Genomic DNA, 25,313 nt, shown 5'->3' with positions numbered 1-25,313 from the left:
GGCGAACAGCATGATGGGACAGTTACCGGGAGGACAGCAGCGCCTGTTCTACTCGTTCAATCTGGAAGATCACGTCCCGGCCCAACATCTCCTGCGCAGCATCGACCAGTGCTTGGATCTCAGTGATCTACGTGCCTACCTGGCAGATTTCTATAGCCCCATCGGGCGTCCCTCGATTGACCCGGAGTTGATGGTGCGCATGCTGGTCGTCGGCTACTGCTATGGCATTCGTTCCGAGCGGCGATTGTGCGAAGAGGTGCACCTGAACCTGGCCTATCGCTGGTTCTGCCGGTTGGGTCTGGAAGACGAAGTCCCCAATCACTCGACCTTCTCGAAGAATCGCCATGGGCGTTTTCGTGACAGCGATCTATTCCGCTGGTTATTCAATGAGGTGCTGCGGCGCTGCATGGCAGCCGGCCTAGTCAAGGGTGAAGGTTTCGCCGTCGACGCCAGCATCATTAAGGCGGATGCCAGCCGGCAACGTGGGGTGGCGGGAGATGAGGTCGATTGGAACGATCCAAAGCTCAGCAGCCGCGCAGTGCGCGAGTACCTCGAAGCCCTTGATGAAGAGGCGCTGGCTGAGGCTCTTCCCAAGAAAATTTCGCTCACTGATCCTCAGTCCCGTTGGACAGCAGCGCCAGGTGGCCCGGCCTTTTTTGCCTACTCCACGAATTACCTGATCGACACTGAGCACGGTGTGATCATGGACGTGGAAGCTACCCCGGCGCACCGTACCGCCGAAGTCGATTCGACTAGGACGATGGTCGAGCGTGTCGAGGCGCAGTTCGATCTCACACCGGAACGCCTTATCGGCGATACCGCTTATGGCACCGCCCCGATGCTGGCCTGGATGGTCGAAGAAAAGGACATCGAACCGCATGTGCCGGTGTGGGACAAGACCGAGCGCAAGGACGACAGCCTCTCCAGTAACGACTTTCACTGGAGTCAGGACGCCAATGAATATCGCTGCCCAGCCGGCAAACCGCTACGCAGTGAATGGCGCGCCTTCACCCAGCAAAGGTCGCGGGTAACTAAGGCCAAAACCGTCATTTACCGCTCCAGCCAAACCGACTGCGCCACCTGCCCGTTGAAAGCGAAATGCTGCCCCAACACGCCGAATCGGAAGATCGTCCGCAGCATCCATGAGGCTGCCCGCGACGTGGCTCGACGCATCGCCAAGACACCGGAGTACCTCGTCTCTCGCTGCGAACGAAAGAAGGTGGAGATGCTTTTCGCCCACCTCAAACGGATCATGAAACTCGACCGTTTACGACTGCGTGGCCTAACGGGTGCCACTGACGAATTCACCTTGGCTGCGATGGTGCAGAACCTGCGCCGCATGGCCAAGCTTTTGCCTCAAGGGCCACCGCTGACGGGATAGGTATGCCTGCTACGAGCAGAAACCCTCAAATTAACCCTTAAACCTGAGCAAGGACGCTCAGTGAAACGCCGGAAGGCAACTTGAAGTGGCTTGCAGCCACTTCGACAGCAGGCACACCTGATCGGCAGGCTGCCGCTAAAGCTACTTTTTCAACAGAATCGGCCGATTTGTGCCGGTCGTCAAGGACCGCTTCGGATCACTCTCAACCGGATCGCGGGCCAGCTGATTTGCTAAAACCCGCGCCAAACTCAACGAAGGATTTCGCATGATCCGTTTTTTTTGGCGATCACGCTCGGCCTGATGGTTGGCTGCTCGTCGAGTTCAAGTTCGATCTGATCAGTGAGCGGTAGCGCAAGTGGATCGCCTCAGCCAAGCAGCGTTGTTGCCGGCGGCCGGAAGAAAGCCTTGAACTAGTAGCGGAAAGGATGAAACTTTATTTTTACGATTCTCAGCATTTTCCAAGGTTGAGCGAAAATTAGGATGATACTTTAATGATTCCGGCCTCCATCCCCACAAAACGCTTGCAGATGGCAGAATTGAAATAAGTCATTGTTTTAAATGGATTTTTGCAGGAATTGCTACGTTGCAGGGTCCTGTAGTTAGGATGACACTTTATTTTCCTCCCACAGGCCTCGTGATACGCCTATTTTTATAGGTTAATGTCATGATAATAATGGTTTCTTAGACGTCAGGTGGCACTTTTCGGGGAAATGTGCGCGGAACCCCTATTTGTTTATTTTTCTAAATACATTCAAATATGTATCCGCTCATGAGACAATAACCCTGGTAAATGCTTCAATAATATTGAAAAAGGAAGAGTATGAGTATTCAACATTTTCGTGTCGCCCTTATTCCCTTTTTTGCGGCATTTTGCCTTCCTGTTTTTGCTCACCCAGAAACGCTGGTGAAAGTAAAAGATGCTGAAGATCAGTTGGGTGCACGAGTGGGTTACATCGAACTGGATCTCAACAGCGGTAAGATCCTTGAGAGTTTTCGCCCCGAAGAACGTTTTCCAATGATGAGCACTTTTAAAGTTCTGCTATGTGGTGCGGTATTATCCCGTGTTGACGCCGGGCAAGAGCAACTCGGTCGCCGCATACACTATTCTCAGAATGACTTGGTTGAGTACTCACCAGTCACAGAAAAGCATCTTACGGATGGCATGACAGTAAGAGAATTATGCAGTGCTGCCATAACCATGAGTGATAACACTGCTGCCAACTTACTTCTGACAACGATCGGAGGACCGAAGGAGCTAACCGCTTTTTTGCACAACATGGGGGATCATGTAACTCGCCTTGATCGTTGGGAACCGGAGCTGAATGAAGCCATACCAAACGACGAGCGTGACACCACGATGCCTGCAGCAATGGCAACAACGTTGCGCAAACTATTAACTGGCGAACTACTTACTCTAGCTTCCCGGCAACAATTAATAGACTGGATGGAGGCGGATAAAGTTGCAGGACCACTTCTGCGCTCGGCCCTTCCGGCTGGCTGGTTTATTGCTGATAAATCTGGAGCCGGTGAGCGTGGGTCTCGCGGTATCATTGCAGCACTGGGGCCAGATGGTAAGCCCTCCCGTATCGTAGTTATCTACACGACGGGGAGTCAGGCAACTATGGATGAACGAAATAGACAGATCGCTGAGATAGGTGCCTCACTGATTAAGCATTGGTAACTGTCAGACCAAGTTTACTCATATATACTTTAGATTGATTTAAAACTTCATTTTTAATTTAAAAGGATCTAGGTGAAGATCCTTTTTGATAATCTCATGACCAAAATCCCTTAACGTGAGTTTTCGTTCCACTGAGCGTCAGACCCCAGCACCTGGTCGCTTTCAGCTGTAAGCGTCGCGGTTTCTGCCCGAGCTGTGGGGCGCGGCGGATGGCCGAAAGTGCCGCCTTGCTGGTTGATGAAGTACTGCCTGAACAACCCATGCGTCAGTGGGTGTTGAGCTTCCCGTTTCAGCTGCGTTTCCTGTTTGGGGTCGTTTGCGGGAAGGGGCGGAATCCTACGCTAAGGCTTTGGCCAGCGATATTCTCCGGTGAGATTGATGTGTTCCCAGGGGATAGGAGAAGTCGCTTGATATCTAGTATGACGTCTGTCGCACCTGCTTGATCGCGGCCGCGATAGCTAGATCGCGTTGCTCCTCTTCTCCATCCGCGTTCCAAGCTGCGGAAAGGCACCCATAAGCGTACGCCTGGTCGAGCAGGCGACGCGGATCGACGTCCAGCGCACGAGAGAATGCGTCCGCCATCTGTGCAATGCGTCTAGGATCGAGACAAAGGTCGTCTCTGTCAGCCGGATCGTAGAACATATTGGCGGCGCCAAAGCCCACTTCACCGACCAGACCGACGGGATCTATCACCAGCCAGCCGCGACTGGAGAACATGATGTTTTCATGATGCAGATCGCCATGTAGCCCACGCAGTTCCGAGGCATTGCTCATCATTTGATCGGCTATAATCGCCGCGTGGACGTAGTCAGTTTGACAACCTGCGTTTTGATCATCGCGCGCCCGCTGAAACAAAGCTGCAAAGCGATCCCGGATCGGGAGAAGGGCAGAAGGCAGGGGTTCCTCAGATGCGGCATACAGCTTCGCCATTAGTTCCGCTGCAATTTCGGTCGCCTGGTAGTCGCCGTGCTCGGCAACGATGTGAGAGAGCATTCGCTCCCCGGCATATTCGAGCAACATCAGATTGTTCTCACGACCGAGCAACCGGACTGCTCCCCTCCCATTGCGCCATACCAGATAGTCGGCCCCGCGCAGTTCATCAGCAATGTCTTCTATAGGTTTCAATCCCTTGACGATTGCAGGAGTCCCGTCTGGCAATGAAACTTTCCAAACGAGGCTGGAAAAGGTGTCCGCAATGAGAACAGGTTGCGAAACGTGCCAATGAGCAGGAAAAACAGGCGGCATGAACATCAACCCCAAGTCAGAGGGTCCAATCGCAGATAGAAGGCAAGGCGTTCGCGGTCGGGGGCTTCGATCCCCAATACATTGAATAGGACAGCGAAGGCGCGCTCTGCTTCATCTGGCGCTGCCCAGTTCTCTTCGGCGTTAGCAATCATGAGTGCCAAATCGGCATAGCGATCTGCTGTTCCGAGCCGCCCAAGGTCGATCAGACCCGTGCATTGAAGAGTTTTAGGGTCCACCATGAAGTTCGGCATGCAGGGATCACCATGGCAAACAACCATATCGGTGCGCTCTTGGTCGAGCCGCACCGGTAGCTCTCGTTCGACACGAGCCAAAAGATCGAGCTGCGGCGTACTCTTGTCCTCGTCCGGTAAGAAGTCGGGATTGACGGCATTGCGGGACACCACATCAACGGCGCGTCCGAACATTCGCGACAGCCTGCGCTCAAACGGACATTGATCAACCGATAGGCTGTGAACAGCGCCAAGTTGCTGCCCCATTGACGGCCACGCTTTGAGCAAATCCGCTCCAGACAGATCAGCCGCCGGTACTCCCGGAATTGCCGTTATCACCAAGCATGCACCCTCCTGTTCCTCCTGCCAGTTGATGACCTCGGGGCAAGCCACACCTCGACCTTTGAGCCAAATGAGGCGGTCACGCTCTCCAGCGAGCTCACCGCGGCGGGAAGCAGGTGCGATTTTCGCGAAGGCATGCCCGTCACCACGTCGAAAAACAAAATCACCAGATTCTCCGCCTCTGACAGGCAACCAGTCAGAATGCGATTCACCAAAAAAAATATTAGTTCGATTCAATGGAGGTTCCTTCAGTTTTCTGATGAAGCGCGAATATAGAGAAATATCCCGAATGTGCAGTTAACGAATTCTTGCGGTTTCTTTCAGCGCCGCCAATACCGCCAGCCCGTCGCGCAAGGGGCGCGGCTCGTGTGTGCGGATGAAGTCAGCTCCACCTGCGGCGGCGGCAAGCTCTGCAGCGAGTGTCGCGGCCCCGACATCCCCCGGACCACGGCCTGTGAGCGCGCGCAGAAAGGATTTGCGCGAAACAGACAGAAGCACCGGCAAATCGAAGCGCAGCCGCAATTCATCGAACCGCGCCAGCACCGAGAGCGAGGTTTCGGGAGCAGCCCCCAGAAAAAACCCCATGCCGGGATCAAGGACAAGGCGGTTGCGTTTGATACCGGCACCCGTCAGCGCCGCGATGCGCGCGTCAAAGAACGCCGCAATGTGATCCATGATGTCGCCAGCGGGTGCCTCGCGCCGATCTGCCTGCCCGTCTTGCACCGAATGCATAACGACGAGTTTGGCAGATGATTTCGCCAATTGCGGATAGAACGCAGCGTCTGGAAAACCGCGAATATCATTGAGATAGGCCACACCACGCGACAAGGCATAGGCTTGCGTCGCGGGTTGATAACTGTCGAGCGAGACGGGAATGCCATCTGCCTTGAGCGCGTCCAGCACCGGCGCGATACGCGCGATTTCTGTGTCGGACGAAACAGGCGCGGCGTCGGGATTGCTGGATGCCGGACCGAGGTCGATCACATCTGCCCCCTCGGCCATCAGCTTACGCGCCTGCGCAATGGCTGCGTCTGGCGCCAGATACCGGCCTCCATCGGAGAAACTGTCCGAGGTTATGTTGACGATGCCGAAAATGATGAGCGATTTATTCATGGGGGCTTCTATAATAATAATAATCGAGCATGAGTCTCATACGGATGCTCGGGTCGAAAGGGAATCCCCAGGCGAGTAACCTGTTTGCGGTGATCCATTAGCTGCAGGAGCAGAAGAGCATACATCTGGAAGCAAAGCCAGGAAAGCGGCCTATGGAGCTGTGCGGCAGCGCTCAGTAGGCAATTTTTCAAAATATTGTTAAGCCTTTTCTGAGCATGGTATTTTTCATGGTATTACCAATTAGCAGGAAAATAAGCCATTGAATATAAAAGATAAAAATGTCTTGTTTACAATAGAGTGGGATAAATGGACGCTAAAGAACTGAACCACATGATAGCTGAGGCCTACAGCCGGGATTTGCAAAAGCCTGAGCTGGTATCGTTCAAAGAGGTGAGTCGCTGGGGGCGTAAGTACGGTTTCCCCGTCGTATGCACTCTGGCCGATGAAAGTGAAGAAAAGCAGATCCACTGGGCTGCCAGTTTGCTCATTCAAGTAGCCGGTACTTGGCCGCGAGAAGATATGCCGGAATTGCTCACACCGGAACGGGGCTCCGCGCTGTTCAACGATGCGATGCAGTTATTGGCGAATGGGCTTGGAGCAGCAAATCAATTGCGCTGACAGCACAAACCTTGTCAATAAGCGGCCTTCATGGCCGTTTTTTTGTTTAAAGTTTGTTTTAACAGAACCATAATTAGATATTGCAGTATCATTTTATGATCGCTACAATCTTTCACATGTGAAAGTTTGGGGGTGGTCTTGATCACCTGCGAGAAACCAAAATAGAGGTGGGTATGGCAAAAGTAATCAGCTTCGCCAACCAGAAAGGCGGAGTGGGTAAGAGTACCCTCTGTATCCAGCAGGCCTTTTATCTGGCGTTACAGAAGAAAAAGAAAGTGCTGGTCTTGGATATGGATGGTCAGGGGAACACGTCCTCTCGACTGGCCCCCAGACGAGAGCTTGAGGATGGTGACTACGAGCCCATCCTCACAGGAACCAAAACCGCAGAGCTGTTCGCTTACGAGCTGGACGGCATTGAGGTCATGCACTGCCCTTGCGGTGCAGACCTCATTCATACGCCGAAAAACGACCCGGATCTGTTTGAGATGGAGGCTGTGCCTCTTGACCAGGCCATGAATCCGGCTCGCCATTTGGCTGAGCTGTTTGAGAACTACGACTACGTGCTGATTGATTGTCCGCCTAGCCTCGGCAGAAAGCTGGTGGCAGCGTTGGTGATGTCTACCCATGTGGCATGTCCAGTAAAGCTCTCTGGCTTCGCTGTGGACGGCGTAGAAGGTCTCCTGAACACGATTATTGGTGTGCGCGAGGCGTACAACCAAGATTTGGAGATCCTGGGCATCGTGATCAACGACATGGACCGCTCTGTCAATCACGACAAAGCCCTCAAGTCGCTGGAGAACACAGTTCCGGATCTGTTGTTTGAGAACAAAATTATGCACCGGCCTCCGCTCGATACGGCGACGACTGATGGCATCCCTGTCTGGGAGCTTCGCTATGGACATGTCGCGGCCAAAGAAGTTGAGGCGGTGTTGGAAGAACTATTAGAGAAGGTGGGCTAAGCGATGGCATTGAACAATTTAAAAGGCCTGTCCGAACTTGCTAAAGCCGCCAAAGGCAAGAAAGGCAAAGAGGTTCTTACCGTACCTGTTGACGACGTTGTATCCAAGGTCCAGGTTCGTAAGCGCTTCCGTAACATTGAAGAGCTGGCGGCAACCTTGCTGACCGAAGGGCAGCAGTCTCCGATCATCGTGTTCCCGAAGAACGAAGAAGGCAAGTTCGTCATCCAAAAAGGGGAGCGGCGTTGGAGAGCGTGTAAACACGCTGGTATCGAGACCATTGACTTGGTGGTGAATGATAAGGTCCAGAACAACTTGGACGAGACTGCTGGTGAGCTGATCGAAAACATCCAGCGGGATGACTTGACTCCGGTAGAGATTGCCGAGGCGTTAAACCTGTTTATTGAAGAAGGTTGGAAGCAAAAGGATATTGCTGATCGGCTCGGTAAGAATATCACTTTCGTATCTACGCATCTGTCGTTGCTCAAGCTACCTGACTGTGTGCGTGAGTTATACGATAATGAAGTATGTTCTGATACAGAGACCTTGAATAACCTTCGTCTCTTGTTCGATCTGAATGAAGAAAGATGTCGCGCCGTCTGCGCGGTGGCTATGTCTGACGGGATTACTCGTAAACAAAGCCGTGAGCTGCTGAATGATGCCAAACGTATCAAAGACGAAATGGAAAAAGGCCCACTGACTGGCTCCCACCAGAATGATGAGCTTGGCGCTGGCAACACCGACGAGCAATCCCTCAACTCGGGTGGGGATGGTACGTCGGAACAAACCGGGAATGACGACCTGAACCTTGCCCAGGAGGAACTGGAAGGGGGTAAAAATTCCAATGGTCAGGACGATGATGACGAAGACCCTTTGCGTGATGAAGAGGGTGAGCACAAAGATCCTGTCAAGCAGCCAGATAACAGCGGCAAGGACAAAGATGAAGAAGGCGGTGATGCTCTTCCTCCTCTGCCGAAGGACAAGGAATGGAAGAACGTCCGGGCTGACAGTTTGATTTTTGCTGTCAACGTTAACCTGGATGGCGAGACCAAACGTGGAGTCATCATGACCGACCGTGTTGCTCTGGTTCCGTCTACTGTCTGGGTTAAAACGCTCGATGGCGAAGGCAAGGAAAAGCATGTTCATGTGCCTGTGTCAGACATTGAACTCCTGAGTGTCGAAGGCTAATAAAGGAGGCCCAGCCAGAGAGGTTGGGCCTGTCAAGAACAGGTGAATATGAAGATCTCACAGGACATGAAAAGAAAATTTGCTTTGGTGAATGCCCTGTCTAAAACGGAGAAGCCAAGTCTCCAAGACCTTCACAAGGCAACAAATATTCCTGAATCAACGATCAAGAGACAGTTGTCTGCCCTGCGTGATGAGTTCGGAATGAATATCTTGTTCGTCAGGGAGTCTACCGGCGAACGAGGTGCCACCGGCTACTACATGCTGACAGACTGGGGGATCTTAGACAGGTCTTCGTTCTTGAACCGGTACGGAAAACTGTAAGGTGCCATAGAGCAGCGCATTGAATGCAAAACCCGCCAATCGGCGGGTTTTTTTATGCTGCCACGGTAGCGGCGGTTGCTGGAGGTTTTTCGGCGTAGTAGGCGATGTTCTTGGTTCGTCTGCTAAGGGTGTCTATGCCGACGATACTCAGCGTTTTGGGAGTGGTATTGCGGGACTCGAAATAATGGAATAGCTGGATCATGCAGCACTTCACCATCAACGGATCGATGTCTTCCAGGTAGATTGAGGCTTCTCTCAATGCTTCGGGACCGTGGTTCTCGATCAGGTTTTCCATCCAGTGAATGGCGTTGATGCCAGAACCACAGCAGGGCTCATAAAAGTCTGCCGAAGACTGTGAGCCAACAATGAGTGACATCAAGCGGCCAATCTCTGGAGGAGTGGGGAAGTAATTGGTGCCCTTCTTGTGGAAGCCAGACATGCTTAGGACGTAACCCAAAACATCGCTGGTGGGGTCGCGCTTAATGGCGGCAGACAGGACGTGAGAGAGCTCGAAGGCGACCGGCTGAAGTTCTTCCGGGATCTCCTCCTTGGCTGGGTATAGGCCAGTCTGCAAGTATGCCCACTGGTCAATAAAGGCCTCAACAAACCGAGATGTGCCCATTCTGTATCGGGACTGCTCGATGAGAGATAAAGCCTTGGATGTAAGTTGCTGTGTTTCTGGTGACATAAGCGCTCCAGTTTGTTCTGACGAAACATTCAAGAGGTAGAAACGAAGAACCCCGCCGAAGCGAGGTTCTTTGCTTTCCTGCCTGATCGCCTTAATGCCGAAGCAAAGACGTCTTGATAAAGTCGGGGCAACCGGACATTTCCCGGTCGATGAAGTCCTGACGTTTCGCCAGCGGCCATTTCATGAACGCCGCGAGCGGGATGCGCTTATTCGTGTTAGTATTGCCTTGCAGCATAACAAAGCTCCTTAATTGCTTGATTGTGTTGTAAGGGCTGCAACGAAGGTCGAAGAGCGATGCGGCCCTTATTTATGATTATTACAGCATCATAAAATAATATCAAGGGACAATAAAACGATACCAAGAAACAAAACTTTCACATGTGAAAGTCTCCCCGCTGTCCACCTCGCACACTCCAAACGCCCAAATAACTTGTCTATCTGCCCAAAATGGGCGCGTAAGCGTCCGATAGAAAGTAATTGTTAGTGAGATATTGACTACACGGAATATGGCTATATCATAGAATCATAAAATGATACTGTAAAAGTGATATGTATGCCAAAGCAAGCAAATCATCTCCGTTTGAAGAAACCTTGCGCCAACTGTCCATTCCGGAAGGAGGGCGCTATCGAGCTGGTCCCTGGGCGATTAGAAGGCATCATCAACGACATCGTTGAAAACGACATGACGACGTTTCATTGCCACAAGACCGTGCATTCAAAGTCAGGTGGTGAATGGGATGAAGAGGGTAACTATGCACCTTCGGGACAAGAGTCGATGTGTGCCGGTGCTGCGGCTTACTTGATGAAAATAGGCAGGCCGACAGTGGCTATGCGAATTGCCTTTGCGTTTGGTGATGCAAAGGTGTCCGACTGGGACGAAGCTCAAGAGCTGGTTGTCGAGCCTTTGGTACAAGGGGACCGAAATGAGTAAGCGATATGCGGTAGTGCCGCATCCGAAACTGAAACGAGAGTACAAAGGTCGGCTGGTCAGAACTACTCGGGTACTAAAAAACGGCTGGGGGGTGATCCCTCTAGGGGCTGTGGCAACGGTCACGCATCAGTCTCCCAAGGGATCAGAACTGACCTTTGAACCATGCGACTGCTGCGGCCTGAAAGCCATTATCAGTCATGTAAGCATGGACTCCATTGAATTTATCGAACCGATTACTGAGGAAGAAGATGGACGAGAACAAGCTCAACATTGAAACGGTCGATGGGCACAACGAGCTGGTAGTCAGCTTTTTGTCCAGAATGGTAAGCCTGAGTGACGAGGAAAAGCAGACAGTATTGTCCTGCCTTCCGGGCACCGGCAAACAAACAATCACCCAGCTCTATGAGGCGCTGCGTTCTCAAGGGCACCAGGATCTTGCAGAGAAGGTCGAACCATACCTCCAGCAGGGGGTGTTTGGGCCGATCTTCGATAACGCCAAGTCCAAGGTGTTCGTTCGGGACGAAGCGCCTTTTTTCCTCATGGATGAAAATCCTTTGAACTGGGATGACGCTAAAGCATTCAATCGCCTACGTATGAGTACGACCTGTGTTCTTGGCCGTGGCGGCTGGACTATCGGTGAGCGCTTTGATGACCGCTTTGATACCGAGGTGGGCGGAACACAGCTTATCGTCACCCAGTCACTCAACGAAAAAGGTGAGATTGAAGGAGGACTTCCTACCTCGATGTCGCTGAATGACTTTGCTGAGTTCCCTAAACAGCCAAGGCCTCCTCAAATAGTCGATTACCAGGAAGACAAGCGATACACGCTTGAGGAAGCGGAAGCTATCCCTGAGCTCGCACCAGTGGTTCAGCGTCTGAAAGAGCGCATCGAAGAGTATGAGGAGAGAAGAGCCCATGATTGACATGACATGCCGCCTCTGTGCTGGTTCCGGTGTTTATGACTTTTCCCCTTCCAAAGAAACCTGCGGTATGTGCCAAGGGCATGGGAAATTTGCTGACGCCAAAGCAATGCTGGTGGCTGCCATCGAGCTGGCAAAGAAGCAACGCGAGCCGGTCATTGAAGTGGTAATGGGGTTGGTGCTCCAGGGTGTGGATGTTAGAGGGAAGGAGCCTGGAGAGCGGTTCAAGGCTGCTCAGGCCTTTAACGCCCCAGGGCACAACCTATTACGATACGGGTGGGATGCTTGGGAGCTCTATGCCCTCCATGAGGGTGTAAGTCCAGAACTTGCATCGCTTGGCCGAAGTGTGATGCGCGAGTGGCATAGCCATTCATGGGGCCGGTTCAGTGGAGAGGTAGGCTTTAACGCCGCCGAGATCATGATCAAACAGGCCAAAGACAACCCAGAAAAAGCAGAAGAGCGCTGGGCGTTCCTGCTTAGTGAAGAATGGATGGTGGAGTAATTGTCGTGACAGAACAAACCAATAAGAAATTGATGCTGGATGAGTCTCCAGATATGCCCCTGCAATTCAAGTGGAGAAAGTTTGGTGGTGCGATTTTTACTGCCACGCAAACAATGGAGCACGTCAAGGAAGGACGTAAGCTCGGGCCGACTCCAGCAGGGATGCTACCTCAAGAAGTGTGGCTGAACCGCCTGATCGCTATGGAAGAAACCCTGCCACGAGGGAAGTTTTTTGACAGATTCCGCCGCCGCGACAAAAACGAGCAGTATGACTTGGCCGCCGATCATCTCCGTCTTGTCGGACAGAAAAAGCGATAGGGGGATAGATGAAAGCCCAGGCATACCCACCATCAGTCATTCGTAAAGGCGCTGTGTTGTACGCAGCCCTTTATTACATCTCTGATGATGATAAAGCAAAGGTCGAGGTTACAGAGTGGATAGTTCGCTCTATTCAGAAACGACGCAACTCAACCAGCGATCAACGCTATGTCAATCTTGCCCAAAAGTTAGATGGGATTACGTGGGGGAAAAGGTCACGGAAGAATGGGGACTTTGGTTGGTTGCCATCTATACCGAGCTGGTGTTTGAAGCAGTTCCGGGAAGGTGGCGAATTGCCTTTTGGCGTTTATACGACGCGACTGGCCGCTCTCAAGTTTGCGAAAGTCAGCTTGCAGGAAGAGGTCCAATATTGCGAGGCCGAGCTGAAAAAGCCTCAGACAGAAGAGGATACTCAGGAACTCCAAGAGGAGCTGGCGGAGAACCAGAGACTTCTGAAAGCTGCTGGAGCAATGGTGAAGCGCGAGCAAAACAAGAAGAAAAGAGGTTGACCAATGTTACCGATCGTCTCCCCCTCCGTAGTAACCAAACAACTTGCGTTCAATCGAGTAGGCGATAAACGCAAGGTTAGGGTTTCGTCCAACTTTTTGGATGTTATGGGGTTCAAGCCAGGTATGGGCATCGCCGTTGAGCCAGGGGAGGGGATGGGCGGTTTTTCGGTGATCCCAGCGACCGATGAACTACAGACACACCAGGTTTATCAGCGCCGGTATCAACCAAAGAGTCGCTCCAACAACCCGCTGGAAACCGTTATTGAGTTTTCTGGACAAGGGCTCATAGATAAGTGCTTCCCTCGCTATACAGAGCGTTTCCACGTCGAAATGCGAAAAGGCCGAGTAGTCTTCACTCCTGTCGCAAACAGAGCCTTTGCCATTGCGGATCGGTTCAGAAAAACCAGCCCTTTCCGTGCCTTTGTGGCATTGACTGGCGGGGTAGACATTCATGTTATGGAAGCGCTTGGCTGGAAGGCTGAGATTGTTTTGGAGCATCGTCCAGTTGAAGCCAGAGACAGAGCATCCGGGCGGAACCTGAGTGAAGTACATGCGCTCAATACGCTGGTGAACAGCTCCCCGCGTATCCTGCTGAATGAAGACATTCATCACCTGGAGCTGGATCGCCTTGGAGCCTTGCTGGCGGAGTGCCCACCAATTGGTTTGGCCCATTACTCGTTGGGGTGTGATGACCACTCAAACGCCAAAAGTCCAAGGGACAAAGAGCGTTCTCTTGAGGATCTCTCCACCATGCTCGACATGGTTTACCCGGCACTAAAACAGATCGAGGTCGTGAACCCTGCCGTCGTGCTGGTGGAAAACGTCCCGAACTTCAAAGCATCCGGAGCCGGGGCGATGATGGGAACGACACTGCGGCGGATGGGGTACTTCCTCACTGAGATGGTCTTGAACGGTCTGGATTTCGGCGCTTACCAGGGGCGAGAACGCTATTACATGGTGGCGTCGGTCTTCCCTGGGTTCGTTCCACCGAAACCTGAGCAGAGAGCTGGTGGACGATTGTGGCCGGTGATCGAGAAGCACCTCGGGGATTGTGCTGACGTCACAGTGTTGAAGTCAATTCAGGCCAGAGAGTCAACTTCTCGCAGGATGCCTGCGTTCTTGACGAGAGAAAGCACCAGTTGCCCGACCATCCTCAAGTCTCAGGATCGTGGGGTAAAGGATGCAGTGTACATCCAAGACGGTGGCCGCATTTACAAGCCATCGGTCGATCTGGTTCAGGAGTTGATGTCGATACCTGATAGCTTTGATGTTTCGTGGATGGCAAAAGAACAAGCGACAGAAACGCTTGGGCAGAGTGTGGATTACAGATTGCATTCAGCGGTCATGGCCGCAGTTCGGGATCACCTGAATGTGAATTGCGGTCGCCATACCGTGGTGCAGCACGGTATCAGAAGTAAGGAAGGTAGATAATGGCAGTCATTTACTACGGCGAGGGAACCCATGACGCCGGTTTCGTCGGGTTCCGTGTCGCACGAACAGTTGGGGTGGCGGATGATTACCGGCAGGAATACTTCTCCTTGAGAGAGTATTCCTACGCAACAGCTCACCGGCTGGCCTACAGCTTGGACCGAAAGTGGGAAGCTGAGGCAGAAGAGGTGAAGCGTCAGAATAAGACTTGTAAGCGGCGACGCAACTCCGGGCCAAACATCATTGCTGAGGGGCTGAGGGCTTATATCAGCATTGAGAACCGGAGCCGGATGGGGGTGAAGAGAACCTACTTCGCGCCTTGTTTTCTCGTCACAAAGCCAGGCTACGGCAATGGGGATATTGCTTTCAGGATTTCCACTCATGGCTACGCAGAAGCCTACGAAAAGGCGGTGGAAAAATATTGTGAGATCCATGATTTGACGGATGAGCAGTATGTTGAGTTGCTTGACCGTATGCCGAGTACAGAGGTGTTCACTGGATACCTGCTGAATGCTCTTTTAATGCGCGGCCATCGCGCTACAAAAGCTGAAATACTGAGTAAGCTGGGGGCTGAGAAGAATGAAGAGGACATTGCCAATGGCAAAGGGAAAAGCGGCCAGAACAGAGTGCGTTGCCCAGAGTATCGGTGGGCGCAATAACAGCGCCACCAGCTTTTGGGACCGTATTTTAACAGTTGAGGAGACGGCCACACTCATTGGCGTCAGGATCTCTGAGCTCAAAGACGCGGTGCGCTATCAGAAACTCCTGAAAGGGAAGGCAGCTCCAGAAGTACATTCGGTATCAGGAACTGGGAAACTGTTTTTTGATGGGCGATCCATTAAATCGTTCATAGAGGACTAACCGGTGGATCTGGATCAAAAGCAAGAACCGTGGATCAGCGTCAACGACAAGATGCCGGTCGTCGGTGTGCCTGTTCATTGCCAGCTTAAAGGATGTTGGTCGGGCAAAATTGTTGAGTACGACTTGATCCATGTTCAGGAAGATGATTGTTCGTGGCGAACGGCGGACGACAACTCGGAAGTCAGCTATGACTTCGATGTCATCACCTGGAGACCTATTTAGGTTTGGGAGTCTTGCATTATCCGGCGGTTATTGCCGTGAAAATACGGATGTTCAAACCATGTTTTATAGCAACACCTCCTTGGGGGCGGAATTATGTTTTTTGATAACAAAGTAGAATCTCACTCGCTCGTAATGGGAGCCAGCGGGAAGGGTAAATCGGTCTTGTCCGAACAAGTGCGGAAAAATGCGAGGCTGCGCGGTGATCTGCTGGTGGATACTGAAATGTACCGTGAAGGTCGAGGGTTGAAACCATACGAGCATGAGTACGCTCGTCGCTTAGTTCTGGGGCTAAGTGGACCGTTGCCGCGTGAACTGCGTGGGAAGCCGGTGACGGTTATCTCTGATGTGTCCAGGCCAAAAAAGGTAAAGCGTCAGCCAAAGCAATTTGTTAAGACCGTGAATGGCGTAACCCTTGAACGCCAATTGGTGGCCGATGCAAGAGATCAGTTGGAAATGCAAACAGGCGTCTGGCTCAAACAACCACAGCTCATCGAGCTGATGGAAGAGTCGGGCATAGACGAAACTCTGGCCGATTTTGGTGAGGCTGAAACACAGATCCGAGAAATGCTGGCGGATGCGTTGGCGATGAAACTGGTAGGACGCTCATGGCCCAAGTGTGGAGCCCTCTATAACGCGGCAGAAAAGTCCGACGTTAACTTCTCCTCCGAGCTTGATGCTGCGGCCAAAAAAGCTGGATACATGGTTCGCTAAATGGGATTTGGTGTGGACAAGATAGATCGGCAAAGTTGGCTCGTTAAATTCAGGCGAGCGAAGTGTCAGGACACTTTAGACACGATGAGGGATGCGGCCATTCGCAACTATGAAGGGAATATTCGTGTTATCGCGGATATTGTATTGGCCCATGAGGCGAGAGAGACAGAAATTGAAAAAGGGATGTTTTGTCGAATAGTTAGATAGTCTGATGGGCTATCAGGTGGTGATTATGAAAAAGAGAATACTTCATCTGCCCGTAAAAAAGATTTACTTCGATCAGATCAAATCTGGAGAAAAACCAGATGAATATCGCCTCGTTACAGACTACTGGATAAAAAGACTAGAGGGGCGCGAGTATGATGAAGTCCATGTTAAGTGTGGCTACCCAAAGGCTGGAGATATGTCCAGGATAGAGATTCGCCCTTGGCGTGGCTTCTCAAGGAGTGTTATAACGCACCCGCACTTTGGAGATTGTCCGGTTGAAGTATTCGCTATCCATGTGAATTGAATGGTGTATGACAACTGTGCTTGGTAGGAAAATCAGGTATCAAAAGAAATTGGGTTATTAAAAATTAGGGGCCATCGGCCCCTTAATTGTTTTAGTCTGTGAACATTGAACAATCGAGGTGGGATAGTGCTTGTTCGTAGCTGTCTTTGTTGTTCGTCTTACGTAGTTCCACCAGCTCAACAATCACTGGACTTAAAGCCAGAGATTGAGGCTCCCAGACGCGCTTGCATTTGACCGCCATGTTGGCATTTACGTCTGTAACAACGTAGAGAAACTCAGGCGCTTCTTTCAATGTCCCCAGGCCCTTTGCCATATCCACAGCCTCAGAGTTCTTATAGCTTCGAGTAAAGCTCAGCTCGTCTTGGGGAATGTAGCTGGCAGTCGCCGCAGCCAAACCTGACACCATGCCTTTACCTGCGCTTTTTGCAATGGCCGAGCTGGTAGCTAAAGTTGGCATTACGGCCTGCCCCATTTGGCTGGCGGATGCCGCCGCCAAGCCTGAGGCGATGTTCTTCCCTGCATCTTCGGCAGTGGCTGAGCTGGTGGTGAGCATCGCAGTTAAAATGATTGTTCCAAACATACTTAATTCCTCTATCAATCCATAAAGTCCGACTTTTTGAAGGGCATAGTGCCTTTGCAATCGGGATAGGCGGTGCAGCCCCAGAACTTAGAAGCTCGCTTCTTGCCGGGCGCTTTTCCTTTCCTGAGACGCATCGGGCTACCGCAATCTGGGCAGTCTGGACAATCCTCAGCCGCGATACGCTTCTCGGGTTTCCCTCGGTTGTCTGGGAACGTCTTCTTGCAAGCCTCGTTCTGGCAGCCCCAGAAAAATCCGTTCTTCCCTTTGATCCGGTGCATCTCTCCACCGCAGTTGAAGCATTCGTGTGAAGGCGGCTTAGCGCCCTCGAAGGCTTTAGCCATCGCGCCACCTTCTTTGGTCAGAACCGGTGCGGGCACTTTGAGCTGCTCAACCATTTGGCAGATCCAGGTGGAAATCTGCTTCATGAAGACAGACATATTCCCGGAGCCGGAGGCGACTTTCTCAAGCTCCTGCTCCCAAGCCGCAGTCATGCCGGGTGATTTGATGGCTGGTGGAAGCACTGCGATAAGCGCATGAGCCTTATCAGTTGCAAGCAGTACCTTTTTCTGACGTTTGAAGTAGCCTTTATCAACAGCGCCCTGGATGATGCTTGCGCGTGTTGCTGGAGTGCCTAAACCGGCTGTGTCTTTGAGAATTTGCTTGAACTTCTCCTCAGTCACGAACCGGGCAATGTTCTCCATCGCGGCAAGCAATGTGGCTTCGGTGAAGTGCGGTGCTGGCCGCGTCATTTTGTTTGCCAGCTCGGCACCATTAAGCAAAGCGGGTTCGCCCTGGCTAACCCTGGGGAGCTTCTCTTGTTCAACCGGCGCGTCGGTGTCTTCCCCCTCGTCCTTGGGACTGCTTTCACTATCAGAAGCAAACAAAACCTTCCAGCCTTGTTTGGCAGGTGTCTTACCAGAGGCCGCAAAGAGGTGACGCCCACACTGCACCTCGATGGAGGTTTTGGTGAACTCGAACTCGCTGTAGAACTGCGCGATGTAGAAACGACGGATGGCGTCGTAAAGATTGAACTCGATCTCAGACATGGCACTGATGTCTGTTCTGGCCGGTGTTGGAATGATCGCGTGGTGCGCGGTCACTTTGGCGTCATTGAATACCCTGGCCTTGCGATGAGGATCTGCGCCAGCCACCAGCCCAGAGACGTTCTGATCGGACAAAATGAGCGCCTGGAGAATGTCCGGAATGTCTTCCTTTTGGCTCTCGGGTAGATAACGACTATCAGTACGAGGGTAGGTGGTCGCTTTGTGCGTCTCGTACAGAGCTTGAGCTGCATCCAGTACCTGCTGAGCGGTGTATCCCCATCGTTTGCTTGCGTATTGTTGCAGCGACGTTAGATCGAAGGGGAGGGGGGCTGACTCTTTACCTGGTTTGGTTTCTGCTTTGCTGATAACAGCATTGGCACCATTGACCTGGGAGGCTACCTGCTCGGCATAGGCCTTATTGACGCACCGGCCTTGCTCGTCACTGCACTCTTCTGGTGGTATCCATTGGGCGGCAAACTGTCCATTCTGTACGGACACGTTCACACCCAGAGTCCAGTATGGTGAGGGGGTGAAACCGGCGATCTCTCGGTCCCGTTGACAAACAAGAGCGACGGTTGGGGTGATAACCCTGCCAACGTGAAGAGTGTGGTTGAAGCCGACATCTCGGGCCAGCACTGTGTAGAGGCGGCTCACGTTCATGCCTACCAACCAGTCAGCGCGTTGCCGTGCCAATGCGGCGTAGTAGAGTGAGACCGTATCCTTGCCATCCTTTACGTTGTTCAGCGCTTTCTTGATGCTTGACTCATCGAGAGCCGTCAAACAAACCCGGCGAATAGGGCCAGAGTAGCGGAATCGATCCAGAAGCGAACGGGCGATAGCCTCACCTTCTCGGTCGTAGTCCGTTGAGATGTAGATGGTGCTCGCCTTTTTGACCAGTCCCTCAACAATTTTGTACTGTTTGAACGCACTCTTGCGAACGTTGTACCGCCATGACTCTGGTGCAATAGGGAGGGTCTCCAGTGACCATGACTTGTAGCGTTCGTCATAATCGTCTGGCATATACAATTCCAGCAGGTGGCCGAACGCCCACGTAATAACGCGGTTTCCTCCATCATGGAGAAATCCATCACCTCGTTGGGAGGCCTTCATTACGCCAGCCAAATCTTTGGCCTGAGAAGGCTTCTCGCAGATATAAAGGTCCATTAAGCAGCTCCTCTCATCTTTGATTCCAGATTCGCCAGCTCAGCCCAGCTTTGGGCCAGACCTTTGACTTCGGGGTAGTCTCTGGAGAGGTTTTCGAGGACTCCAGAAATGACATAGGCCGCTTCGCGGGAATTACCCCTCGAACCGGCCTCCTGGAGCATGATTGATAAAGCGTCGAAGAGCTCAGCCTTACGGCTTGGCTCTGTCTGGTTTCTTATTTCAGAGCTTTGCATGGGTTCACCACTGAATAGGGACGCACGGACTCGCGCACAATGCGGCGATCTGCGTCAGTTACAGCCTGGCTGGTGCAAAAGTGCGTCCAGGCATTCAGATAATCTTGATAGGTGTGGGTAGGTGGTATGCAGCCGGTTACAACATCCTTGGGGATGTTTGTAGTCCCCTCGGCTTCCACAAAGCGCCAATCGTGCTCGTCCATACCTTTGCCGCCATCGCAATAGCGTTCCCAGCGTGACAACTCGTACAGCGAGTAGCCTTTGCCTTTATTCATGGACTTGAAGGTATTGATGGCTTCGTTCACATCCCCGTGCTGCTTGATCCCTGCTGGAGTTTTATCTGAACCAGCGGAGTCATCTTTGACCTTGTTCATCGTTGCGCTGACATTACCGTCGCCCAGCACATGGATATAACCAGGTTGACGTAATGCAGCACCACCGCGCCCCATGTTGTCCCATGCCATCGACAGTTCCCGGCTAACTCGGGCAGGTTTGTCATTTTCGGCAGGGGCAGTCTGGGGCTGAGGCTTTTGCTCGGGGGCGTTAGAGGCACACCCGGCCAGAATTGCCACTCCCAGAATTGCTATCAGTTGTCTCATCGTGTCGTTCCTCATCAAAAATTGTCGATGAGCCCATTCTAAAAGGGGGGGGATGGAAAGCTGGTTTCTCAAACTGCCCAAATTGGACAGATAGGCGTGTGTGCGATCTAAAGGTGTTTTGAGAGCATGTAGCGACGAGAAATACGATAGGAATATGGTCAACCTACATGCTGAAAGCCCTTAACAAGTTATTTGGTGGGCGAAGTGGAGTGATCGAGACCGCGCCGAGCGCCAGAGTGTTGCCGCTTAAAGACGTGGAAGATGAAGAAATCCCTCGATACCCACCTTTTGCCAAGGGCCTGCCAGTGGCCCCACTAGACAAGATACTGGCAACCCAAGCTGAACTGATTGAGAAAGTGCGGAACTCTCTCGGTTTCACTGTGGACGACTTCAACCGGCTTGTTTTGCCGGTGATCCAGCGGTATGCCGCGTTTGTTCACCTGTTGCCAGCTTCCGAATCACACCACCACCGTGGCGCTGGTGGTCTGTTCCGACATGGGCTTGAAGTGGCCTTCTGGGCAGCTCAGGCATCTGAGTCAGTTATCTTTTCCATCGAGGGGACGCCTCGGGAACGCCGTGACAATGAGCCGCGTTGGAGACTGGCGAGCTGTTTCTCTGGGCTGCTGCATGATGTGGGTAAACCGCTCTCGGATGTGTCCATTACGGACAAAGACGGGTCAATCACATGGAACCCGTATTCGGAGTCACTTCATGACTGGGCACACCGTCACGAAATCGACCGTTACTTTATCCGGTGGCGCGACAAGCGACACAAAAGACATGAGCAATTCTCGCTGCTGGCGGTGGATCGAATTATTCCGGCTGAGACTCGGGAGTTTCTGTCCAAGTCTGGCCCGTCCATCATGGAAGCGATGCTGGAAGCTATCTCAGGAACCAGCGTCAATCAGCCTGTGACCAAGCTGATGCTTCGCGCTGACCAAGAGAGCGTCTCACGGGACCTTCGCCAGAGTCGTCTCGATGTGGACGAGTTCTCCTATGGTGTGCCCGTCGAGCGTTACGTGTTCGATGCCATCCGCCGCCTGGTTAAAACCGGAAAATGGAAGGTCAATGAGCCAGGCGCGAAAGTCTGGCACCTCAACCAAGGTGTATTCATTGCCTGGAAACAGCTTGGGGACCTTTATGACTTGATCAGCCACGACAAGATCCCCGGTATCCCACGAGACCCTGACACACTGGCCGACATTCTCATCGAACGTGGTTTTGCTGTACCAAACACGGTGCAGGAGAAGGGTGAACGTGCGTACTACCGCTACTGGGAAGTTTTGCCTGAGATGCTCCAGGAGGCGGCGGGTTCGGTGAAGATCTTGATGCTCCGACTCGAATCAAACGACCTGGTGTTTACGACTGAGCCTCCTGCGGCTGTTGCTGCGGAAGTTGTTGGTGATGTTGAGGACGCTGAGATTGAGTTCGTTGATCCTGAGGAAGCCGATGACGGTGACGACCAAGAGGAAGGTGAAGCAGCTCTGAACGATGACATGTTGGCCGCAGAGCAGGAAGCAGAGAAAGCTCTAGCTGGCCTTGGCTTTGGTGATGCGATGGAGATGCTGAAAAGCACCTCCGATGCTGTCGAGGAGAAGCCAGAGCAAAAAGATGCGGGACCAACGGAATCATCTAAGCCTGACGCTGGCAAGAAGGGTAAGCCGCAGAGCAAACCGGGCAAAGCAAAACCGAAGAGTGATACGGAGAAACAACCCCATAAACCAGAGGCAAAAGAGGATCTGTCCCCTCAGGACATTGCCAAAAACGCACCACCTTTGGCAAACGACAATCCGTTACAAGCACTCAAGGATGTTGGGGGTGGACTGGGGGACATCGACTTCCCGTTTGACGCATTCAACGCATCGGCAGAGACAACCAGCACTGACGCAACAAACTCAGAAATCCCAGATGTGGCAATGCCCGGAAAGCAAGAGGAGCAGCCAAAACAGGACTTCGTTCCACAAGAACAAAACTCCCTGCAGGGCGATGACTTTCCAATGTTCGGTGGTTCTGATGAACCGCCATCATGGGCGATTGAGCCGCTCCCTATGCTGACTGACGCACCAGAACAACCAACGCACACGCCAGAAATGCCGCATACGGACAACGTTAATCAGCATGAGAAGGACGCAAAGACCTTGCTCGTTGAGATGTTGTCTGGATACGGGGAAGCATCGGCGTTGCTTGAACAAGCGATCATGCCTGTTTTGGAAGGTAAAACGACGCTGGGCGAAGTCCTATGCCTGATGAAGGGGCAAGCCGTCATTTTGTACCCGGATGGCGCTCGGTCGCTGGGTGCGCCGTCAGAGGTTCTCTCGAAGCTGTCCCACGCCAACGCGATTGTTCCGGACCCGATTATGCCAGGTCGCAAAGTTCGTGATTTCAGCGGAGTGAAGGCAATTGTACTGGCGGAGCAGCTTTCAGATGCAGTCGTGGCGGCCATTAAGGATGCCGAGGCGTCAATGGGTGGATACCAGGATGCCTTTGAGCTCGTCTCTCCCCCTGGCTTGGATGCAAGCAAAAATAAGTCTGCACCGAAACAACAAAGCCGAAAAAAGGCGCAGCAGCAGAAGCCTGAGGTTAATGCCGGTAAAGCCTCGCCTGAACAAAAGGCGAAAGGTAAGGACTCCCAGCCACAGCCGAAGGAGAAGAAGGTCGATGTTACTTCTCCGGTTGAAGAGCAACAGCGCAAGCCGGTCCAAGAAAAACAGAACGTGGCTCGCCTTCCTAAGCGGGAGGCTCAACCGGTGGCTCCTGAGCCCAAAGTTGAGCGTGAGAAGGAATTGGGACACGTCGAGGTGCGAGAAAGGGAAGATCCAGAGGTTAGGGAGTTTGAGCCGCCTAAGGCGAAAACAAACCCGAAAGACATCAACGCGGAAGATTTCTTGCCGTCTGGTGTTACGCCTCAGAAAGCACTCCAGATGCTCAAGGACATGATCCAAAAACGCTCGGGCCGATGGCTCGTGACACCTGTCCTGGAAGAGGATGGCTGCTTAGTAACCAGTGACAAAGCCTTCGACATGATTGCCGGTGAAAACATCGGCATCAGCAAACACATCCTCTGCGGGATGCTGAGCCGGGCACAGAGACGCCCTTTGCTCAAGAAACGTCAGGGAAAATTGTATTTAGAGGTAAATGAAACATGACAATGAGTTATGACCCGCTCGCCTACGAGATGCCGTGGCGGCCCAACTATGAAAAAAATGCTGTAGCAGGCTGGCTTGCCGCCTCCGGCGCGGCTTTGGCCGTAGAGCAAGTCAGCACGATGCCGCCGGAGCCATTCTATTGGATGACGGGGATCTGTGGCGTGATGGCGATGGCTCGTTTGCCCAAGGCTATCAAACTTCACCTGCTCCAAAAGCATTTGAAGGGGCGTGATCTGGAGTTTATTTCCATTGCGGAGCTCCAAAAGTACATCAAGGACACGCCGGACGATATGTGGCTTGGTAGTGGGTTCCTGTGGGAAAACCGCCATGCCCAGCGCGTGTTTGAGATCCTGAAACGCGACTGGACTTCCATCGTAGGGAGAGAGTCCACGGTCAAAAAGGTTGTCCGGAAGATACAGGGTAAGAAAAAGGAGCTGCCAATCGGCCAGCCCTGGATTCACGGGGTAGAGCCCAAAGAAGAGAAGCTGATGCAGCCACTCAAGCACACTGAGGGGCATTCGCTGATCGTTGGGACCACCGGCTCGGGCAAGACCCGTATGTTCGACATCCTGATTTCACAGGCCATTCTGCGTGGGGAAGCCGTGATCATCATAGACCCGAAAGGGGATAAGGAGATGCGGGACAATGCCCGACGTGCCTGTGAAGCTATGGGGCAGCCGGAAAGATTCGTCTCATTTCATCCAGCATTCCCGGAAGAGTCGGTGCGTATCGACCCTCTGCGTAACTTCACCCGCGTGACTGAAATCGCAAGTCGTTTGGCAGCGTTGATCCCGTCCGAAGCAGGGGCCGACCCGTTCAAATCATTTGGATGGCAGGCACTGAACAACATCGCTCAGGGCTTGGTCATCACTCATGATCGTCCCAACCTGACAAAGCTCCGCCGATTCCTTGAAGGTGGCGCTGCTGGCTTGGTCATCAAGGCCGTTCAGGCTTACTCAGAGCGAGTTATGCCCGACTGGGAGGCAGAAGCAGCGGCTTACTTGGAAAAAGCCAAAAACGGTTCGCGTGAGAAGATCGCTTTCGCGTTGATGAAGTTCTACTACGACATCATCCAACCTGAGCACCCGAACTCTGACCTGGAAGGCTTGCTGTCGATGTTCCAGCACGACCAAACCCACTTCTCCAAGATGGTGGCGAACCTCCTGCCGATCATGAATATGCTGACGTCCGGGGAGCTAGGCCCTCTGCTGTCTCCAGACTCATCTGATCTGAGCGACGAACGCCAGATCACCGATTCCGCAAAAATCATCAACAACGCTCAAGTTGCTTATCTGGGGCTCGACTCCCTGACCGACAACATGGTTGGTAGTGCTATGGGGTCCATCTTCCTGTCAGACCTGACAGCGGTTGCCGGTGACAGATACAACTACGGCGTCAACAACAGACCCGTAAATATCTTTGTTGATGAGGCTGCCGAGGTGATCAACGACCCGTTCATCCAGCTCCTGAACAAAGGTCGCGGTGCGAAACTTCGTCTTTTCGTTGCAACTCAGACTTTTGCTGACTTCGCAGCTCGACTGGGTAGCAAAGACAAAGCGCTCCAGGTGTTGGGGAACATCAACAACACGTTTGCTCTGCGTATCGTCGATGGTGAAACCCAGGAGTATATCGCGGATAACCTGCCGAAGACCCGGCTCAAGTACGTCATGCGGACTCAAGGCCAGAACTCGGATGGCAAGGAGCCCATTATGCACGGAGGCAACCAAGGCGAGCGTTTGATGGAGGAGGAAGCTGATCTGTTCCCAGCCCAGTTATTGGGAATGCTTCCGAACCTGGAATACATAGCCAAAATTTCAGGCGGAACAATCGTAAAAGGCCGTCTGCCCATATTGACCCAGTAAGAGCAGAGCTA

General features: G+C 52.6%; 29 protein-coding genes and 1 pseudogene. 21 read left to right on the top strand and 9 right to left on the bottom strand.

Going from position 1 to position 25,313, the window contains the following annotated elements; genetic code table 11:
- The first annotated feature begins 10 nt into the window (after positions 1-10).
- From CYG50_RS01320 to CYG50_RS01310, 3 genes and pseudogenes are all read left to right on the top strand, one after another.
- Positions 11-1,381, top strand: a complete 1,371-nt coding sequence (locus tag CYG50_RS01320) for an IS1182-like element ISCfr1 family transposase (protein WP_000971921.1) — start codon at positions 11-13, stop codon at positions 1,379-1,381.
- 820 nt (positions 1,382-2,201) lie between these two features.
- Complete coding sequence (locus CYG50_RS01315) at positions 2,202-3,062, top strand: broad-spectrum class A beta-lactamase TEM-1 (RefSeq protein ID WP_000027057.1); 861 nt, start codon at positions 2,202-2,204, stop codon at positions 3,060-3,062.
- Positions 3,063-3,202: 140 nt separating this feature from the next.
- A pseudogene (locus tag CYG50_RS01310) lies at positions 3,203-3,370 on the top strand (transposase zinc-binding domain-containing protein); the annotation flags it as partial.
- Positions 3,371-3,476: 106 nt separating this feature from the next.
- Here CYG50_RS01310 and CYG50_RS01305 read toward each other — a convergent pair.
- Genes CYG50_RS01305 through sul2 form a run of 3 tightly spaced genes read right to left on the bottom strand, consistent with a single transcriptional unit; the run spans position 3,477 to position 5,992 of the window.
- Positions 3,477-4,313, bottom strand: coding sequence for an aminoglycoside O-phosphotransferase APH(6)-Id (locus CYG50_RS01305; RefSeq protein WP_000480968.1), 837 nt, complete (start codon positions 4,311-4,313; stop codon positions 3,477-3,479).
- A complete protein-coding gene (gene aph(3'')-Ib, locus CYG50_RS01300) occupies positions 4,313-5,116 on the bottom strand; it encodes an aminoglycoside O-phosphotransferase APH(3'')-Ib (RefSeq protein WP_001082319.1) in 804 nt (267 codons plus the stop codon). The genes CYG50_RS01305 and aph(3'')-Ib overlap by 1 nt, the downstream gene beginning before the upstream one ends.
- Positions 5,117-5,176: 60 nt before the next feature.
- The gene (gene sul2 / locus CYG50_RS01295; RefSeq protein ID WP_001043260.1) at positions 5,177-5,992 is read right to left on the bottom strand and encodes a sulfonamide-resistant dihydropteroate synthase Sul2; all 816 of its coding nucleotides are present in this window, start codon (positions 5,990-5,992) and stop codon (positions 5,177-5,179) included.
- A gap of 306 nt (positions 5,993-6,298) precedes the next feature.
- Here sul2 and CYG50_RS01285 point away from each other — a divergent pair, with 306 nt between their 5' ends.
- From CYG50_RS01285 to CYG50_RS01270, 4 genes are all read left to right on the top strand, one after another.
- Positions 6,299-6,610, top strand: a complete 312-nt coding sequence (locus CYG50_RS01285; RefSeq protein ID WP_000338945.1) for a hypothetical protein — start codon at positions 6,299-6,301, stop codon at positions 6,608-6,610.
- A gap of 173 nt (positions 6,611-6,783) precedes the next feature.
- Positions 6,784-7,569, top strand: a complete 786-nt coding sequence (locus CYG50_RS01280) for a ParA family protein (protein ID WP_001151304.1) — start codon at positions 6,784-6,786, stop codon at positions 7,567-7,569.
- 3 nt (positions 7,570-7,572) lie between these two features.
- Positions 7,573-8,754 carry a ParB/RepB/Spo0J family partition protein gene (locus CYG50_RS01275; protein WP_001207227.1) on the top strand — a complete coding sequence of 394 codons (1,182 nt, stop codon included), beginning with the start codon at positions 7,573-7,575 and terminating at the stop codon, positions 8,752-8,754.
- Between the two features lie 48 nt (positions 8,755-8,802).
- A complete protein-coding gene (locus CYG50_RS01270; RefSeq protein ID WP_000703827.1) occupies positions 8,803-9,075 on the top strand; it encodes a helix-turn-helix domain-containing protein in 273 nt (90 codons plus the stop codon).
- A gap of 52 nt (positions 9,076-9,127) precedes the next feature.
- Here the strand turns inward: CYG50_RS01270 and CYG50_RS01265 are convergent, their stop codons facing one another.
- Together CYG50_RS01265 and CYG50_RS22830 are read right to left on the bottom strand one after the other, a co-directional pair.
- The gene (locus CYG50_RS01265; protein ID WP_000074431.1) at positions 9,128-9,763 is read right to left on the bottom strand and encodes an N-6 DNA methylase; all 636 of its coding nucleotides are present in this window, start codon (positions 9,761-9,763) and stop codon (positions 9,128-9,130) included.
- A 91-nt stretch (positions 9,764-9,854) separates the two neighbouring features.
- Positions 9,855-9,998 carry a hypothetical protein gene (locus CYG50_RS22830; RefSeq protein WP_000939033.1) on the bottom strand — a complete coding sequence of 48 codons (144 nt, stop codon included), beginning with the start codon at positions 9,996-9,998 and terminating at the stop codon, positions 9,855-9,857.
- A gap of 318 nt (positions 9,999-10,316) precedes the next feature.
- Between CYG50_RS22830 and CYG50_RS01260 the strand changes: the two genes are divergently transcribed.
- The 12 genes from CYG50_RS01260 to CYG50_RS01200 all read left to right on the top strand — a co-directional run bounded on the left by CYG50_RS01260 (position 10,317) and on the right by CYG50_RS01200 (position 16,675).
- Complete coding sequence (locus tag CYG50_RS01260) at positions 10,317-10,694, top strand: hypothetical protein (protein ID WP_001125905.1); 378 nt, start codon at positions 10,317-10,319, stop codon at positions 10,692-10,694.
- Entirely contained in the window at positions 10,687-10,968 is a 282-nt protein-coding gene (locus CYG50_RS23390; protein WP_000044824.1) for a hypothetical protein, read from the top strand. The genes CYG50_RS01260 and CYG50_RS23390 overlap by 8 nt, the downstream gene beginning before the upstream one ends.
- Complete coding sequence (locus tag CYG50_RS01250) at positions 10,943-11,617, top strand: thymidylate kinase (protein WP_000344151.1); 675 nt, start codon at positions 10,943-10,945, stop codon at positions 11,615-11,617. The genes CYG50_RS23390 and CYG50_RS01250 overlap by 26 nt, the downstream gene beginning before the upstream one ends.
- Positions 11,610-12,116: a hypothetical protein gene (locus tag CYG50_RS23385; RefSeq protein ID WP_000566600.1), complete on the top strand. Its 507-nt coding sequence runs from the start codon at positions 11,610-11,612 to the stop codon at positions 12,114-12,116. Before CYG50_RS01250 ends, CYG50_RS23385 begins: the two co-directional genes overlap by 8 nt.
- A 5-nt stretch (positions 12,117-12,121) precedes the next feature.
- Entirely contained in the window at positions 12,122-12,433 is a 312-nt protein-coding gene (locus CYG50_RS01240; RefSeq protein WP_002210541.1) for a hypothetical protein, read from the top strand.
- Between the two features lie 8 nt (positions 12,434-12,441).
- Positions 12,442-12,942 carry a hypothetical protein gene (locus CYG50_RS23380; RefSeq protein ID WP_000647189.1) on the top strand — a complete coding sequence of 167 codons (501 nt, stop codon included), beginning with the start codon at positions 12,442-12,444 and terminating at the stop codon, positions 12,940-12,942.
- Positions 12,943-12,945: 3 nt separating this feature from the next.
- Positions 12,946-14,373, top strand: a complete 1,428-nt coding sequence (locus tag CYG50_RS01230; protein ID WP_000936896.1) for a DNA cytosine methyltransferase — start codon at positions 12,946-12,948, stop codon at positions 14,371-14,373.
- Positions 14,373-15,029, top strand: coding sequence for a hypothetical protein (locus CYG50_RS01225; protein ID WP_000268551.1), 657 nt, complete (start codon positions 14,373-14,375; stop codon positions 15,027-15,029). The genes CYG50_RS01230 and CYG50_RS01225 overlap by 1 nt, the downstream gene beginning before the upstream one ends.
- A 205-nt stretch (positions 15,030-15,234) precedes the next feature.
- Positions 15,235-15,453, top strand: coding sequence for a hypothetical protein (locus CYG50_RS01215; RefSeq protein ID WP_000362482.1), 219 nt, complete (start codon positions 15,235-15,237; stop codon positions 15,451-15,453).
- Between the two features lie 93 nt (positions 15,454-15,546).
- Positions 15,547-16,164 (top strand): hypothetical protein, encoded by a 618-nt coding sequence (locus CYG50_RS01210; protein ID WP_000464631.1) that lies wholly within the window; start codon positions 15,547-15,549, stop codon positions 16,162-16,164.
- Between the two features lie 12 nt (positions 16,165-16,176).
- Entirely contained in the window at positions 16,177-16,371 is a 195-nt protein-coding gene (locus tag CYG50_RS01205) for a hypothetical protein (protein WP_213291358.1), read from the top strand.
- Between the two features lie 25 nt (positions 16,372-16,396).
- Complete coding sequence (locus tag CYG50_RS01200; protein WP_014386427.1) at positions 16,397-16,675, top strand: hypothetical protein; 279 nt, start codon at positions 16,397-16,399, stop codon at positions 16,673-16,675.
- Positions 16,676-16,766: 91 nt separating this feature from the next.
- Here CYG50_RS01200 and CYG50_RS01195 read toward each other — a convergent pair whose 3' ends face one another.
- The 4 genes from CYG50_RS01195 to CYG50_RS01180 are packed head-to-tail and all read right to left on the bottom strand — an operon-like array spanning position 16,767 to position 20,294.
- Complete coding sequence (locus CYG50_RS01195) at positions 16,767-17,255, bottom strand: hypothetical protein (RefSeq protein ID WP_000468105.1); 489 nt, start codon at positions 17,253-17,255, stop codon at positions 16,767-16,769.
- Between the two features lie 14 nt (positions 17,256-17,269).
- Positions 17,270-19,462, bottom strand: coding sequence for a DNA topoisomerase III (locus CYG50_RS01190; RefSeq protein ID WP_000366822.1), 2,193 nt, complete (start codon positions 19,460-19,462; stop codon positions 17,270-17,272).
- Complete coding sequence (locus CYG50_RS01185) at positions 19,462-19,695, bottom strand: hypothetical protein (protein ID WP_001191892.1); 234 nt, start codon at positions 19,693-19,695, stop codon at positions 19,462-19,464. The genes CYG50_RS01190 and CYG50_RS01185 overlap by 1 nt, the downstream gene beginning before the upstream one ends.
- Positions 19,677-20,294: a hypothetical protein gene (locus CYG50_RS01180; protein WP_001249396.1), complete on the bottom strand. Its 618-nt coding sequence runs from the start codon at positions 20,292-20,294 to the stop codon at positions 19,677-19,679. Before CYG50_RS01180 ends, CYG50_RS01185 begins: the two co-directional genes overlap by 19 nt.
- 167 nt (positions 20,295-20,461) lie before the next feature.
- On the opposite strand from CYG50_RS01180, the gene mobH reads away from it, so the two are divergent.
- Positions 20,462-23,440 carry a MobH family relaxase gene (mobH, locus tag CYG50_RS01175; protein ID WP_001337757.1) on the top strand — a complete coding sequence of 993 codons (2,979 nt, stop codon included), beginning with the start codon at positions 20,462-20,464 and terminating at the stop codon, positions 23,438-23,440.
- Complete coding sequence (traD, locus tag CYG50_RS01170; RefSeq protein WP_000178856.1) at positions 23,437-25,302, top strand: conjugative transfer system coupling protein TraD; 1,866 nt, start codon at positions 23,437-23,439, stop codon at positions 25,300-25,302. The genes mobH and traD overlap by 4 nt, the downstream gene beginning before the upstream one ends.
- Positions 25,303-25,313 lie beyond the last annotated feature (11 nt).

Origin of the sequence: Providencia huaxiensis (genome assembly GCF_002843235.3) — a bacterium.
Classification (GTDB): Bacteria; Pseudomonadota; Gammaproteobacteria; order Enterobacterales; family Enterobacteriaceae; genus Providencia; species Providencia huaxiensis.
The sequence above is the reverse complement of the archived record's forward strand: the minus strand, read 5'-3'. Positions and strand labels throughout refer to the sequence as shown.